At 74.0% G+C, this 14,744-nt stretch carries 12 protein-coding genes; all 12 read left to right on the plus strand.

Annotated elements, in window-relative coordinates:
• The 12 genes from RB614_RS10180 (at position 1) to RB614_RS10235 (ending at position 14,727) form a co-directional block, all read left to right on the plus strand.
• Complete coding sequence (locus RB614_RS10180; RefSeq protein WP_308712159.1) at positions 1-1,011, plus strand: ABC transporter permease; 1,011 nt, start codon at positions 1-3, stop codon at positions 1,009-1,011.
• Positions 1,011-1,856: an ABC transporter permease gene (locus RB614_RS10185; protein WP_308712160.1), complete on the plus strand. Its 846-nt coding sequence runs from the start codon at positions 1,011-1,013 to the stop codon at positions 1,854-1,856. The genes RB614_RS10180 and RB614_RS10185 overlap by 1 nt, the downstream gene beginning before the upstream one ends.
• Positions 1,853-3,973, plus strand: a complete 2,121-nt coding sequence (locus RB614_RS10190) for an ABC transporter ATP-binding protein (RefSeq protein WP_308712161.1) — start codon at positions 1,853-1,855, stop codon at positions 3,971-3,973. Before RB614_RS10185 ends, RB614_RS10190 begins: the two co-directional genes overlap by 4 nt.
• Positions 3,966-6,014, plus strand: a complete 2,049-nt coding sequence (locus RB614_RS10195) for a hydantoinase/oxoprolinase family protein (RefSeq protein WP_308712162.1) — start codon at positions 3,966-3,968, stop codon at positions 6,012-6,014. The genes RB614_RS10190 and RB614_RS10195 overlap by 8 nt, the downstream gene beginning before the upstream one ends.
• Positions 6,011-7,741 carry a hydantoinase B/oxoprolinase family protein gene (locus RB614_RS10200; protein ID WP_308712163.1) on the plus strand — a complete coding sequence of 577 codons (1,731 nt, stop codon included), beginning with the start codon at positions 6,011-6,013 and terminating at the stop codon, positions 7,739-7,741. The genes RB614_RS10195 and RB614_RS10200 overlap by 4 nt, the downstream gene beginning before the upstream one ends.
• 71 nt (positions 7,742-7,812) lie before the next feature.
• Positions 7,813-9,471 (plus strand): hydantoinase B/oxoprolinase family protein, encoded by a 1,659-nt coding sequence (locus RB614_RS10205; protein WP_308712164.1) that lies wholly within the window; start codon positions 7,813-7,815, stop codon positions 9,469-9,471.
• Positions 9,468-10,730, plus strand: a complete 1,263-nt coding sequence (locus RB614_RS10210) for an amidohydrolase family protein (RefSeq protein WP_308712165.1) — start codon at positions 9,468-9,470, stop codon at positions 10,728-10,730. Before RB614_RS10205 ends, RB614_RS10210 begins: the two co-directional genes overlap by 4 nt.
• Positions 10,727-11,263 (plus strand): YybH family protein, encoded by a 537-nt coding sequence (locus tag RB614_RS10215; RefSeq protein WP_308712166.1) that lies wholly within the window; start codon positions 10,727-10,729, stop codon positions 11,261-11,263. Before RB614_RS10210 ends, RB614_RS10215 begins: the two co-directional genes overlap by 4 nt.
• Positions 11,260-12,255 (plus strand): zinc-binding dehydrogenase, encoded by a 996-nt coding sequence (locus tag RB614_RS10220; protein WP_308712167.1) that lies wholly within the window; start codon positions 11,260-11,262, stop codon positions 12,253-12,255. The genes RB614_RS10215 and RB614_RS10220 overlap by 4 nt, the downstream gene beginning before the upstream one ends.
• Positions 12,256-12,260: 5 nt before the next feature.
• Complete coding sequence (locus tag RB614_RS10225) at positions 12,261-12,566, plus strand: TIGR04076 family protein (protein WP_308712354.1); 306 nt, start codon at positions 12,261-12,263, stop codon at positions 12,564-12,566.
• On the plus strand, positions 12,563-13,645 hold the full coding sequence (locus tag RB614_RS10230) for an LLM class flavin-dependent oxidoreductase (protein ID WP_308712168.1): 1,083 nt from the start codon (positions 12,563-12,565) through the stop codon (positions 13,643-13,645). Before RB614_RS10225 ends, RB614_RS10230 begins: the two co-directional genes overlap by 4 nt.
• A complete protein-coding gene (locus RB614_RS10235) occupies positions 13,642-14,727 on the plus strand; it encodes an alpha/beta hydrolase family protein (protein ID WP_308712169.1) in 1,086 nt (361 codons plus the stop codon). The genes RB614_RS10230 and RB614_RS10235 overlap by 4 nt, the downstream gene beginning before the upstream one ends.
• The last annotated feature ends 17 nt before the right edge of the window (positions 14,728-14,744 follow it).

Genomic DNA, 14,744 nt, shown 5'->3' on the forward strand with positions numbered 1-14,744 from the left:
ATGCGGCTTCTTCGCTTCGTCGCCCGGCGGCTGTTACAGGTCGTCCCGGTCCTGCTCGGTGTCGTCGTGGTGACGTTCGTGCTGGTGCGCGTGCTGCCCGGCGACCCGATCCGGACCATCCTGGGCCCGAACGCGACCGACGCCGACGCGGCGGCGGCCCGCGCCCGCTTCGGGCTCGACAAACCGATGTGGCAACAGTTCCTCGACTACCTGAAAGGGCTGGCGACCGGCGACTTCGGCACCTCCATCCAGAGTGGAACGTCGGTCGGCTCCGAGCTCGCCCTCCGGGTCGGGCCGACGCTGGAGCTCGTCGTGCTCTCGGTCAGCCTCGCGCTGCTGATCGCGGTCGTGCTCGGCGTCTGGTCGGCCCGCCGCGCCGACCGCTTCGGCGACCACAGCGTGCGGATCCTCGCGCTGGTCGGCAACTCGATGCCCGAGTTCTGGCTCGGCCTCGTGCTCATCCTCGTCGGCTACAGCGCGCTCGGCTGGTTTCCCGCGCCCAGCGGCCGGGTCGACCCGGACACCAACCTGACGCCGCTGACCGGCGCCGACCTGCTCGACGCGATCCTCACCGGCAACGGCCCGGCGTTCACCTCCGCCCTCAGCCATCTGGCGCTGCCGGTCGCGACGCTCGCGATCGTCGTCGTCGCGCCGCTGCTGCGCAGCGTCCGCGCCTCCGCCCTGGAAGTGCTGCGCTCCGAGGCCTACCTCGCCGCGACCACGCACGGTCTGCGGCCACGCACGCTCCTTCGCGGGTACCTGCTCCGCCCCACCCTGGTACGCCTGCCCGCCCTCGCCGCGCTGGTCTTCGGCACCGCGATCGGCTCCACCGTGCTCATCGAGTACGTCTACTCCTGGCAGGGCTTCGGCCAGTGGGCGCTGCGCGGCCTGCTCTACCGCGACTACCCGGTCGTGCAGGCGTCGGTGCTGCTCATCGCGCTCGGCTACGTCATCGTGTTCCTGATCGCCGACGTCGTACACGCGGTCCTCGACCCGAGAGTGAGGATCTGATGGCCGAAGTGCGCGTCGAAGCCGGCGCCCGGTCGTTCTCCCGGGTCCTGATCCTGACCGGCGCGGCGATCCTCGTCGTGGTGGCCCTCGCCGCGCTGGCCGCGCCGCTGCTGAGCAGCTGGGGCCCGGAGGAGATCGACGCGAACGCGACCCTCGCCGGCCCGGGCGGCGCGCACCTGCTCGGCACCGACACCAACGGCATGGACGTCTGGAGCCGCCTGCTCTACGCCGCCCGCCTCGACCTCGGCGTCGCGGTCAGCGCGGTCGCGCTCGCCGTCGTCGTCGGCACCGCGCTCGGCCTGCTCGCCGGCTACCTCGGCGGCTGGCTCGACGACGTGCTGATGCGGATCGTCGACATCTTCCAGGCGTTCCCCACGTTCATCCTCGCGCTCGCCGTCGCCGCACTGCTCGGCAACGGCACCGTCAACCTCGTCATCACGATCGCCGCCGTCAACGCCCCGGCGTACGCCCGGCTGGTCCGCGCCGAGGTCCGCTCCATCCGCGAACTGCCCTTCGTGGACGCCTCCATCACCTCCGGCGCCTCCACGGTCGGCGTGCTCTGGCGGCACGTGCTGCCCAACAGCCTCACGCCGGTACGGGTCATCGCGCCGCTCAACTGCGGCTGGGCGATGCTCACCCTCGCCGGCCTCTCCTTCCTCGGCCTCGGCGTGACCGTGCCGGGCGCCGAGTGGGGCGCGATGATCAGCCTCGGCAGCCCGGACGTGGTCGCCGGCCGCTGGTGGACCTCCGTGCCGCCCGGCCTGGCGCTGCTGGTCTGCGTGCTCGGCTTCAGCCTCCTCGGCGAAGGACTCCAGGAACGCGCGGACGCGAGGCGGCGGTCATGACCCATCTGCTGTCCATTGAGGACCTCTCGGTGCTGATCCGCCGGCCGGGGCGGGACGTCGCCGCGCTGAGCGGGGTCGACCTGCACGTCGACGCCGGCGAGGTGGTCGGGCTGGTCGGCGAGAGCGGCGGCGGCAAGAGCATGGTGGCCCGGGCGATCGTCGCGCTGCTGCCCGGCGGCGCGCGGACCCGCGGCGCGGTCCGGTTCGAGGGCGCCGACGTGCTCGCGATGGACGAGGCCGCGCTCGCCACCCACCGCGGCCACGGCGCCGCGCTCTGCTTCCAGAACCCGCGCGGCGCGCTCAGCCCCACCCGCACCGTCGGCCGGCAGCTCACCGACCGGCTCACCACGCACCAGCGGATGGACAAGGCGGCGGCGCGGGAGACCGCGCGGCAGCTCTTCGAGGCGGTCGGCATCCGCAACCCGGCCCGGCGGCTCGACGCGTACCCGCACGAGCTCTCCGGCGGCATGGCCCAGCGGGTGATGATCTCCCTGGCCACCGGCTGCGCGCCCGGGCTGCTCATCGCCGACGAGCCGACCACCGGGCTCGACGTCACGCTGACCCGGGAGATCCTGCGGCAGTTCCGGCACGCCGCCGACACCGACGGCCGCGGCGTGCTGCTCATCTCGCACGACCTCGCCTCGATCGCGTCGGTCTGCGACCGGGTTGTCGTGCTCTACGCCGGCACGGTCGTGGAGAGCGGCCCCGTCGCCAAGGTGCTGCGCGAGCCGGCCCACCCGTACACCCGGGCGCTGCTCGCCTCCGTACCCGACGTCTCCGGCCGCCCGGCCCGCGCGATCGGCGGTGCGATGCCGCTGCTGCCGTCGCCGCCCGCCGCCTGCCCCTTCGCACCCCGCTGCGCCCACGCGACGGAGCGCTGCACGGCGCAGCGGCCGCCCCTGACCGGCGACGGCTGGGCGTACGCCTGCTTCCACCCCCAGACCGGTGGGGGGGCCGCGGCCCCCGGGGCCCCCCCCCCCCCCCCCCGGGGGGGGGCCGGCCGGGGGGGGGTGGGGGGGGTGGGCGCGGACGCCCTCCCCCGCCCCGGGGGGGCGCCCGCCTGCCCCCCCCCCCCCCCCGGGGCGGCCCCCGCGGCCCCGGTGACCGCACCACCTCCACAGAGGACGGCCGCCGGCCGCGTCGTGATGGAGATCGAGGACGCGCACGTCGTGTACGGCAGCCGGTTCGGCAGCGGCGGCCACCACGCCCTGCGCGGCGTCAGCCTCGAGATCCGCGCCGGCGAGACCGTCGGCGTGGTCGGCGAGAGCGGCTGCGGCAAGAGCACCCTCGCCCGGCTGATGCTCGGCCTGACCGCCCCGAGCAGCGGCACCGTACGCCTCGACGGCATCGACCTGCACGCCCAGCGGGGCAGGAAGCTGCGCCGGCTGCGTACCCGGGCCCGCCTGGTCTTCCAGGACCCGGTCGGCTCGCTCAGCCCGCGCCGCACCGTGGCCGACGCGATCGGCGAACCGCTGCGCGCCCTCGGCGTGCCGGCCGCCGAGCGGGCCGAGCGCGTCGCCCAGGTCCTCGCCCGGATGAACCTCGACCCGGCCATGCTCCGCCGCCACCCGCACGAGCTCTCCGGCGGGCAGGCGCAGCGGGTCGGCATCGCCCGGGCGCTGGTCGGCGACCCCGACCTCATCGTCTTCGACGAGCCCACCTCCGCCCTCGACGTCACCGTCCAGGCGCAGATCCTCGACGTCATCGCCGAACTGGCCGGCGACGCCTCCCGCGGCTCGGTTTTCATCTCCCACGACCTGGCCACCGTGCGCGGCTTCTGCGACCGGGTCGTCGTGCTCTACCTCGGCCGGATCGTCGAGCAGGGCCCGGTGGAGGAGGTGTTCGGCAACCCGCGGCACCCGTACACCCGGGCGCTGCTCTCCAGCGCGCCGAGCCTCGACGGCGGCTACACCGGCGCCCGCGTGGAGCTGGCCAAGGACCTGGAGGAGGCGGACGCCGCCACCGGCTGCCCGCTCGCCGCCCGGTGTCCATTCGCGACCGACGAGTGCCGCGCCGAGCCGCAGCACCTGACGCCGTACGGGGCGGCGGAGGCGGCCTGCTGGCGCGTACCGCAGATCCCCGCCCTGATCCGGGAAGGAGCCCACACCCGTGCCTGAACCGCACATCCGGCTCGCCGTCGACATCGGCGGCACCTTCGTCGACGCGATGGAGCTGGACACCCGCACCAACCGGGTCCGCTTTCGCAAGGCGTCCACGACACCGGCCCGCCCGGCCGACGGGGTGCTGAACGCGATCGCCGGGCTGGGCACCGACCTGTCCGATGTGGAGCTGTTCATCCACGGTACGACGCTCGGCCTCAACGCGGTGCTGGAGCGGCGCGGCGGAGCCACCGGCATCGTCACCAACGAGGGCTTCCGGGACATCTTCCTGCTCGGCCGCGGCAACGTCCCCGCCGACCACATGTACGACTTCACGTACCAGCGGCCGGAGAGCCTGGTGAAGCGCCGCTACACGGCCGGCGTGGTGGGGCGGCTGGACTACAAGGGCCGGGTGGTGGAGGAGCTCGACCCGGAGAGCGTCCGCGCCGCGGCCCGCACGCTCGTGGAGGAGCAGGGCGTACGGTCGATCGCGATCTGCTTCCTGCACTCGTTCCTCGACCCGACGCACGAGCGGGAGGCGGCCCGGATCATCCGGGAGGCGTACCCGGAGGTGAGCCTGTCGCTCTCCACCGACATCGTCCGCGAGTACCGGGAGTACGAGCGGACCAGCACCACCGTGCTGGAGGCGTACATCCGCCCCATCTTCGAGCGGTACGTGGACGAGCTGGAGTCGGGCCTGGCCGAGCGCGGGTTCGCCGGCCGGTTCCTCATCATGCGCTCCGGCGGCGGCTCGATGACGTCCACGGTGGCCAAGACCTCGCCGACGCACACCGTGCTCTCCGGGCCGGCCGGGGGCATCGTCGGCGCCGCGTACCTCGCCGGCGCGCTGGGCCGCGACAACATGCTCACCTTCGACATCGGCGGCACCTCGCTGGACGCCTGCGTCATCGAGCGGGGCGGCGCGGTCGCCGCGTACGAGTCCCAGCTGGAGCACTTCCCGCTGCTCATCCCCGCGTACGACATCCGCACCATCGGCGCCGGCGGCGGCTCGATCGCCTGGCTCGACCGGGGGCTGCTCAAGGTCGGCCCGCGCAGCGCCGGCGCCGACCCGGGCCCGGTCTGCTACGGCCGGGGCGGCACCGAGCCGACCGTCACCGACGCCGCCGTCGTGCTCGGCTACATCGACCCGGACCGGTTCCTCGGCGGCAACATGGGCCTTCAGGCGGAGGCGGCCCGCGCGGCGCTCACCGCGACGGTCGCCGAGCCGCTCGGCCTCACCGCCGAGGCGGCCGCCGCCGGCGTCGTCGACGTCCTGCTGGCCCGCACCGTCGGCGCGGTCCGCCAGATCACCGTCGAGCGTGGACACGACCCCCGGGTCTTCTCCCTGCTCGCGTTCGGCGGCGCCGGGCCGCTGCTGGCCCCGCTGCTCGCCCGCGAGATGGGTATCCGCGAGGTGGTCGTCCCGTTCGCCCCGTCCGGCTTCTCCGCCTGGGGCATGCTCTCGGCCGACATCGTGGACGACTTCGCCCGCACCGTCATGACCACATTGGACGACGCCGACCTGGACGAGCTGGAGGCGCTCTACAAGGGCGTCGAGGCGGACGCCCTCGCCTCCCTCACCGACCAGGGGGTCGGCGCCGCCGACACGGTGCTGGAACGCCAGCTGGAGCTGCGCTACCTCGGCCAGGAGCACTCGCTGATGGTCACCGTCGGGCGGGAGCTGCGCCCGGACGCGATCCGCACCGCGTTCGAGGAGCTGCACCACGCGCGGTACGGGCACACGATGGGCAACCGCCTGCAGATCCTCAACCTGCGCGTGCGCGGCATCGGCCGGACCCGCCGCCCGGCGCTCGCCACGCCGGCACCCGGCGACGGCGACCCGGGGCGGGCGCTGCGCGGGCACCGCACCGCGTACGACGTGGCGGTCCGCGCGATGGTGCCGTTCGCCGTGTACGACCGGGACGCCCTCGCCCCCGGCGACCGCTTCACCGGCCCGGCGCTCGTGGACGAGGGCACCTCCACCACCGTCGTCCCCAGTGGACAGCGGGTCGAGGTCGATCCCCATGGGTACCTGCTCGTCACTTTGGGGGACTCATGATTGACGGCGCCACCGTCGAGGTCGTACGAAGCTACCTCATCTCCGCGGCCGAGGAGATGCGGGCCACGCTGATCCGTACCTCGTTCAACCCGGTCATCTACGAGGTGCACGACTTCGGCATGTCCATGTACGACGCCGACCTGCGGCTGGTCGCCGAGGCCACCGGCCTCACCTTCTTCCTCGGCGCCAACGACTTCTCGCTGCGCAAGGGCGTCGAGTACGTCGGCCGGGACAACCTGCACCCCGGCGACGTGGTGCTGCTCAACTACCCGTACTGGAACGCCGCGCACGCCGCCGACGCCACGCTCTTCGCACCGGTCTTCTGGCCGGCGGACGGCACGCTCGTCGGGTTCCTCTGCGTCCGGGCACATTGGATGGACCTGGGCGCCAAGGACCCCGGCTACGTGCTCGACTCCACCGACATGCACCAGGAAGGGCTCATCTTCCCCGGTACCAAGGTGGTGTCCCGCGGCGAGCCGGTACACGAGATCCACGAGCTGATCCGCTTCAACTCCCGGATGCCGGCCGAGGTCCTCGGCGACCTGCACGCCCAGATCGCCGCCCTGCGCACCGGGGAGCGGCGGATGCTGGAGATCCTGGAGAAGTTCGGCCGCGACACCGTGGCGGCGGCCGTGCAGCGGATGATCGAGGACGGCGCCGCCCGCAGCCGCGCCGCGCTCGACGCGCTGCCGCAGGGCTCGTGGACCGCGGTCGACTGGCTCGACGACGACGGAATCGGGACCGAACCCGTCCGCATGCAGGTCACGGTCACGATCGCGGACGGCGAGTTCACCGTGGACTTCGCCGGCTCCTCGCCGGCCACGGCCGGGCCGATCAACATGCCATTCGGCGCCACCGAGGCGATCTGCAAGGTGGTCCTCAAGTCGCTCACCTCGCCGGACCAGCCCTCCAACGCGGGGACCGTGGCGCCGCTGCGGGTCAAGGCCGAGCCGGGCACGCTCTTCCACGCCGTCTACCCGCAGCCCACGTACACGCTCTGGACCGGCATCGTCGCCGTCGAGCTGATCCTCAAGGCGCTCGCCCAGGGGATGCCGGCGCGGCTGCCCGCGTCGTCCGGCGGGGACGTGCCGGGGTTCATGATGGTCGGTAGGCATCCGGATACCGGGCAGCTCTTCGCGGTCAGCAACAACGACCCGGTCGGCTGGGGCGCCACCGCCACCCACGACGGCATGAACGCGGCCACCCACGTCTCCGGCAGCACCGGCCGCATCACCCCCATCGAGGTCCTCGAAGCCAAGACCGGCATGTTCTTCGAGCGGGTGGAGATGCGGACCGACTCGGGTGGTGCGGGTCGGTTCCGGGGTGGTGTGGGGTTGCGGCGGGACATCCGGTTCGTGACGGCGGGGGAGTTCCTGTCGGTCATCAAGAAGACCCGTAGCCGTCCGTGGGCTTTGGACGGTGGTCGGGAGCCGGAGCCCAACCAGGTCGTCGTCTTTCCGGGTACCGAGCGGGAGGCGCGGGTGAGCACGAAGCGTACGCGGGTCGAGGTGGGGGATCGGGTCACCCTGCTGACGGCCGGTGGTGGTGGGCACGGGGATCCGGGCCGGCGCGATCCCGCGGCGGTACGCGAGGACGTCGCCGAGGGCTTCGTGTCGCCCGAGGCCGCCCGGGACCTGTACGGGGTCGCCGTGAGCGGGAGTCGCGAGGCTACGGCGCTTGAGCACGACGGCGGACGAGCGCCGAGCGACGGAGCGTGGTTGGCGTGAGCGGGAGTCGCGAGGCTACGGCGCTTGAGCACGACGGCGGACGAGCGCCGAGCGACGGAGCGTGGTAGGCAATGTCTGAGGTGGACGGTGCCACGGTCGAGGTGGTGCGCAGCTACCTCGTCGCCGCCGCGGAGGAGATGCGGGCCACGCTGATCCGCACCGCGTTCAACCCGGTCATCTACGAGGTGCACGACTTCGGCATCTCGGTCTACGACGCCGACCTGCGCCTGGTCGCCGAGTCCACCGGGCTGAGCCGCTTCCTCGGCGCCAACGACTACTCCATCCGCAAGGGCGTCGAGTACGTCGGCGTGCAGACCCTGCGGCGCGGCGACGTCGTCCTCATGAACTATCCATACTGGAACGCCGCCCACGCGTACGACGCCACCCTCTTCGCGCCGGTCTTCCTCGGCGACACGGCCGTCGGCTACCTGTGCATCCGGGCACATTGGATGGACCTGGGCGCCAAGGACCCCGGCTACGTGCTCGACTCCACCGACATGCACCAGGAAGGCGTCATCTTCCCCGGCACCCGGGTCTTCCGGGAAGGCGAGCCGGCGCCCGAGATCATCGAGCTGATCCGGTTCAACTCGCGGATGCCGGACCTGGTCCTCGGCGACCTGCACGCCCAGGTGGCCGCGATCCGTACGGGCGAGCGGCGGCTGCTGGAGATCTTCGCCAAGTTCGGCCGGGAGACCGTCGCGGCGGCGGTCCGGCGGATGGTCGAGGACGGCGCGGCACGCGCCCGCGCCGCCGTCAAGGCGCTGCCCCAGGGCACCTGGACCGCCGAGGACTGGCTCGACGACGACGGCGTCACCGACGACCCGATCCGCATGCGCTGCACCGTGACCGTCGCGGATGGACGGTTCACCGTGGACTTCGCCGGCTCCTCGGCGGCGGTGCCCGGACCGGTCAACCTCCCGTTCGGCGCGACCATCGCCACCGCCCGGGTCGCGTTCAAGGCGATCACCACACCGGGGGAGCAGACCAACGCCGGCCACTTCGCCCCGCTCGACGTGCGCGCCGAACCGGGCACGCTCTTCCACGCCGTGTACCCGGCCGCCACGTTCACCCAGTGGACCGGCACGGTCGCGCTGGAGCTCATCTACAAGGCGCTCGCCCAGGGGATGCCGGAGCGGCTGCCCGCCTCGTCCGGTGGGGACGTGCCGGGGTTCATGATGGTCGGTAGGCATCCGGATACCGGGCAGCTATTCGCGGTCAGCAACAACGACGCGGTCGGCTGGGGCGCGGCGCCGGACCACGACGGCATCGGCCCGGCCAACCACCTGTGCCAGACGCAGGCGCGCAACACCCCGGTCGAGGTCCTCGAAGCGAAGACCGGCATGTTCTTCGAGCGGGTGGAGATGCGGACCGACTCGGGTGGTGCGGGTCGGTTCCGGGGTGGTGTGGGGTTGCGGCGGGACATCCGGTTCGTGACGGCGGGGGAGTTCTTGTCGGTCATCAAGAAGACCCGTAGCCGTCCGTGGGCTTTGGACGGTGGTCGGGAGCCGGAGCCCAACAAGGTGGTGGTCTTTCCGGGCACCGCACGTGAGTCGTCGGTCAGCACGAAGCGCACGCGGGTCGAGGTGGGTGACCGGGTGACGCTCCTGACCGCGGGTGGTGGCGGGCACGGGGAGCCACGGCTGCGGGATCCGGCCGCGGTGCGGGAGGACATGCTGGAGGGCTACGTCTCCCGCGAGGCCGCCCGCGATCTGTACGGAGTGGTGGCATGAGCCAAGAACCAGTCAAAAGGTCGACGGTGCTGGTCGGCTGCACCGTCCTGGATGGACGGATCGTCGAAGGCGTGCCGGCCCTCCCCGACGCCGCCGTCTGGGTCCGCGGTGACCGCATCGCCGCCGCCGGCCCGCGCGAGCGGGTGCTCGCACAGGCGCGCGAGGCCGGCGAGCACGCGACCGTCGACCTCGACGGCGCATACCTGACGCCCGGCCTGGTCAACATGCACACCCACCTGTCCCTGTCGCTGCCCGGCACCGGCGGCGACGGCGTCAAGACGATGAACCCGCACGAGCTCGCCCTCTACATGGCCGACGGCGCCCGGCGCACCCTGCTCGCCGGCGTGACCACCGTCCGATGTGTCGCCGAGAAGGACCACGCCGACTTCGCACTGCGCCGGGCGATCCGCGCCGGCCGGGTGCCCGGGCCGCGCGTCTTCACCGCCGGCCGCGCGCTCGTCTGCACCGGCGGGCACGGCCACGAGAGCCCGGACACCCTGGAGTGCGACGGCGCGGACGGGTTCCGCCGCGGAGTGCGCAGCCAGGTCAAGGCCGGCGCCGACCTGATCAAGGTGATGATCTCCGGCGGCATTGCCGGCGAGCACGAGCACATCACCACCCGCCAGCTCTTCCCGGACGAGCTCGCCGCGGTCATCGAGACCGCGCACGCGTGGGGGCGGCGGGTCACCGCGCACGCCGGCCCGGCCGAGGTGATCGGCGAGGCGGTGGCGCTGGGGCTGGACTGCGTCGAGCACGGGTACGAGCTGACCGGCGAGGTGGCCGCGCTGATGGCCGAGCGGGGCACCGCCCTCGTCCCGACGCTGCTGGTCACCCGCTGCAAGGAGTTCTTCGACGAGCTGGGCGTACCGGAGTGGATGCAGGCCCGCTCGCTCGGCGCCGGCCCGCGTCACCTGGAGAGCTACGCGACCGCCCTGGCCGCCGGCGTGGAGGTGCTGCTGGGCAGCGACATGCCGCCGTTCTGGCACTTCGAGGGCACCAACGCGTCGGTGCGCGAGCTGGAGTACATGTCCGAGGCGGGCATCGGACCGGCCCGCGCCCTGTACGCGGGCACGCTCGGCCCGGTGCGCTGGCTCGGGGCGGAGGAGGAGCTCGGCACCGTCCAGCCTGGACGGTACGCCGACCTGATCGCGATGGACGCCGACCCGGCCGCGCACACCTCGGCGTTCCGCGGGGTGCGCTGGGTGATGGCCGGCGGCCGGGTGGTCCGGGACGACCGGGCGGGATGGAGCGTTTCATGAGCGAGCGCACCGGTGACGCGGCGACGATCGCGGCGGGTATCGCGGACATGTACGACGCGTTCCTCGCCGGCGACCGGAAACGCTTCGACAGCCACCTGCACCCCGACGTCACCACCTGGGAGACCCACCTGCCCGGCCCGCTGCGCAGCCGCGCCGAGCTGGACGCCTACCGGGACGGGCGGGACTCCGCCGGGCGGCGGCCGGCGCTGGACCGGCTCGACGCCACCGACCTGCGGGTCGACGTGTGGAACGACACCGCCGCCGCCCGCTACGTGCTGGTCGCCGTGCCGGCCGGTACCGCCGACGCCGAGCGGAGCCGGGTCACCGACGTGCTGCGCCGCGACGGCGGCCGGTGGCTCATCGTGCACCACCACGCCGAGCGGGTGCCGGTCGACGCACCCGGCGGCCCGGAGCCTGGACCGGTCCGGAGCACGGACCGGAGCACGAGCGCGGCGAGCGCCGGACGGCCGAGCACCGCTGGGACCCCCGCCGGGCCTCGCACCAGGCCCGGCGGGCCCCCGGAGTCGCGATGATCCGCCGCCTCCAGGCGTACGAGCACGGCGAGCCGGCCGACGTGCTCGCGGTCGCCGAGCTCCCCGACGACCCGCCGCCCGGGCCCGGCCAGGTCACCCTGGCGGTGCGCGCGGTCGGCCTCAACTTCCTCGACGTGATGCTCTGCCGCGGCACGTACCCGGTGCGCCCGGAGCCACCGATGACGCCGGGCGTCGAGGTCGCCGGCCGGGTGGTCGCGGCCGGTCCCGGCGCCGAGCGACTGTCCGATGTGGAGGTGCTGGCCTGCCCGGCGCTGCCGCACGGCGCCCTCGGCGACACCGTCACGCTGGACGCGACGCTCGCCACCCCGCTGCCGGCCGGCTTCGACCCGGTGGTCGCGGCGGCGCTCCCGGTGACGTACCAGACGGCTTGGTGGGCTTTGGAGCGGGCCGGTGTCGGCGCCGGGCAGACGGTGCTGGTGCACGCCGGAGCCGGCGGCGTGGGCATCGCCGCCACGCAGCTGGCGGTGGCCCGCGGCGCCCGGGTGATCTGCACCGCCGGCGGTCCGGAAAAGCTCGCGGTCTGCCGCGACAACGGCGCCTTCCTCGCGGTGGACTACCGGGCGGAGGACTTCGTGGCGGCGGTGCGGGACACCACCGGCACCGTCGACGTGGTCCTCGACCCGGTGGGCGGCGACGTCTTCACCCGGTCACTGTCCTGTCTGGACTTCGAGGGGCGGATCGTGGCTATCGGCGCGGCCGGCGGCCCGCCACCGCCGGTCGACCCGATGGCGCTCACCGCCGCCAACGTCACGCTCGTCGGCCTCTCCTGGGGCTCCGCCTACCCGTGGCGCCGCGCCGAACGGGTGCGGGAGGTCTACGCCGAGCTGTTCGCGCTCTGCGCCGCCGGGGCCGTGCGCCCGCCGGTCGGCCGGACGCCCACTTTGGACGAAGCGCCGGCGGCCCTCGCGGACCTGGCCGCCCGCCGCACCACCGGCAAGATCGTCGTCCGCCTCGGGAGGGAAACGCCGTGACTGACATGGAGATCTACGACCTGCGGGTCTGCGTGGACCGCATCGAGGGGCGGTCGGTCTGCGGCATGAACGTCGGCGACCACTTCGACCTCACCCACAGCGCCCACCTCAAAATCCCGGAGGGGAAGCACTTCTGCGTGTACGCGCTCGCCGCCGTGCTCCCCTTCCTCGCCGCCAAGCAGCGCGACATGCCGCCCGGCGACTGGCTGGAGCGGGACACGCTCTTCGCCTGCCCCGACCCGGAGGAGCGGCTCGTGATGCGGGTCGAGCGCACCGGCAGGCGGCAGATGAACTCCGCGGACCTGACATGACCGTCGAGATCGGACTCGGGCTGCAGAGCGACAAGCCGGCCGGCGCGTACGCCCGGCTGGCCCGCCGCGCCGAGGAGTGCGGCTTCGACGTGCTGACGGTCTTCGGCGACCTGATGTACCAGCCGCCGATCTTCCCGCTGCTGGAGATGGCCGCCGCGACCGAGCGGGTGCGGCTGGGACCGGCCTGCCTCAACCCGTACTCGATGGCTCCCTACGAGATCGCCGGGCAGGTCGCCGCCCTCGACCTCGCCTCGCGCGGGCGGGCCTACCTCGGGCTCGCCCGCGGCACCTGGCTCGGCGCGGTCGGCATCGCCCAGCCGCGGCCGATCGCCGCGCTGCGCGAGTGCGCCGAGGTCGTGTACCGGCTGCTGAGCGGCGACTCAGCCGGCTACACCGGCGAGGTCTTCACGCTCGCGCCCGGCACCGCGCTCCGCTACCGGGTGTGGCGCCCCGACCCGCCGCTGCTGCTCGGCGCCTGGGGCGCGCGCGGCGCGGCGCTGGCCGGCCGGATCGCCGCCGAGATCAAGGTGGGCGGCAGCGCCAACCCCGCGATGGTCCCGGTGATCCGGGAACGGCTGCGGGCCGGCGCGGCCCGCGACGGCCGCCGGGTCGACGACGTCGGCATCGTGCTCGGCGCGGTCACCGTCGTGGACCGGGACGGGGAGGCGGCCCGGAGCCGCGCCCGCACCGAGGTCGCGATGTACCTGGCGGTCGTCGCCGACCTGGACCCCACCGCTGGCGTGCCGGCCGACCTGGTCGCCCGGGTGACCGACCTGGTCGGCGCCGGCGAGCACGCGGCGGCCGGGCGGCTGATCCCGGACGACGTGCTCGACCTGTTCGCCTTCGCCGGCACCCCGGAGCGGGTGGCCGAGCGGGCGCAGGCGCTGATCGACGCGGGCGTGCGGCGGGTGGAGTTCGGCACCCCGCACGGCCTGACCGACGAGGGCGGCGTCGACCTGCTCGGCACCGCCGTACTGCCGCTGCTGCGGCGGCCGCCCACCGTCGCGGGAGGCCCGCCGGCCGCCGCGAAGACCGCGACCACGGGCCGGACCGGCCCACGAGAGGTGGAGGCAGGATGAGCGCCGCGCAAGTGATCGTCGCCACCGGCGTGCGGGCGGACCACGACCTGCTCGCCACCGTGGCGCGGGGAGAGCTGGACCGGCTCGGCGTGACCGGCACGGTGACCATTGTGGACGGTGCCGCCGCGGTGCGGGAACGGCTCGCCGCCGGCACCCCGACCGTCGTCGTGCCCGGCCGCGATCCCGATACGCGGGCGCTGATGGCGCTCGACGGGCCGCACGCGGCCGCCACCGTCTGGTACGACATCGAGGTCACCGGCCCGGCACCGGTCGCGCCCGGCGCCGCCCACCTGTACGGGCGGGGCGTCTGGGGGCTGGTCTGGGCGATCCGGCACGCGGTGCTGCGGCTGCGCCACCCGGCCACCCGCATCGGATACGGGCCGGGACCCGAGCAGTACGGCGAGCTGCGCCTGCCGCCCGCGGCCGACCAGCCGGTACCGGTGGCGGTGCTGCTGCACGGCGGTTTCTGGCGCTCGGTCTGGGCCGCCGACCTGATGGACGCGCTCGCCGTCGACCTGGCCGCGCGCGGCTTCGCCGCCTGGAACCTGGAGTACCGCCGGCCGGACCGCTCCGGCTGGGCGGCCACGGTCAGCGACGTGGCGGCGGGGCTCTCCGCACTGTCCGACGTGGACGCTCCGGTGGACCTGGACCGGGTGGCGGTGCTCGGGCACTCGGCCGGCGGCCAGCTCGCGCTCCGGGTCGCCGCGGACCACGGGCGGGTGGCGCTCGCGGTGCCCCTGGCCGGCGTGCTCGACCTCGCCGGCGGCGACGGGCGGGGGATCGGCACCGGCGCGGTCACCGCCGCGCTCGGCGGCCCCCGCTACGAGGTGCCCGAGGTGTACGCGGCCTCCGACCCGATGGCCCGGGTGCCGATCGGCGTGCCCCAGCTCGTGGTGCAGGGCGCCGACGACGACCTCGACCTGATCGACTTCAACCGCCGGTACGTGGCCGCGGCCCGGGCCGCCGGCGACGACGTGCGGTACGTCGAGGAGCCCGGCGACCACTTCTCGGTGATCGATCCGGCGGCCCCGCTCTGGCATACGACGGCTGACGCGCTCGCCACCGCGCTAAAAATTACGTGACAGTGAACATCGCTTTT

It is taken from the genome of Phytohabitans maris, from assembly GCF_031085175.1.
GTDB lineage: Bacteria > Actinomycetota > Actinomycetes > Mycobacteriales > Micromonosporaceae > Phytohabitans > Phytohabitans maris.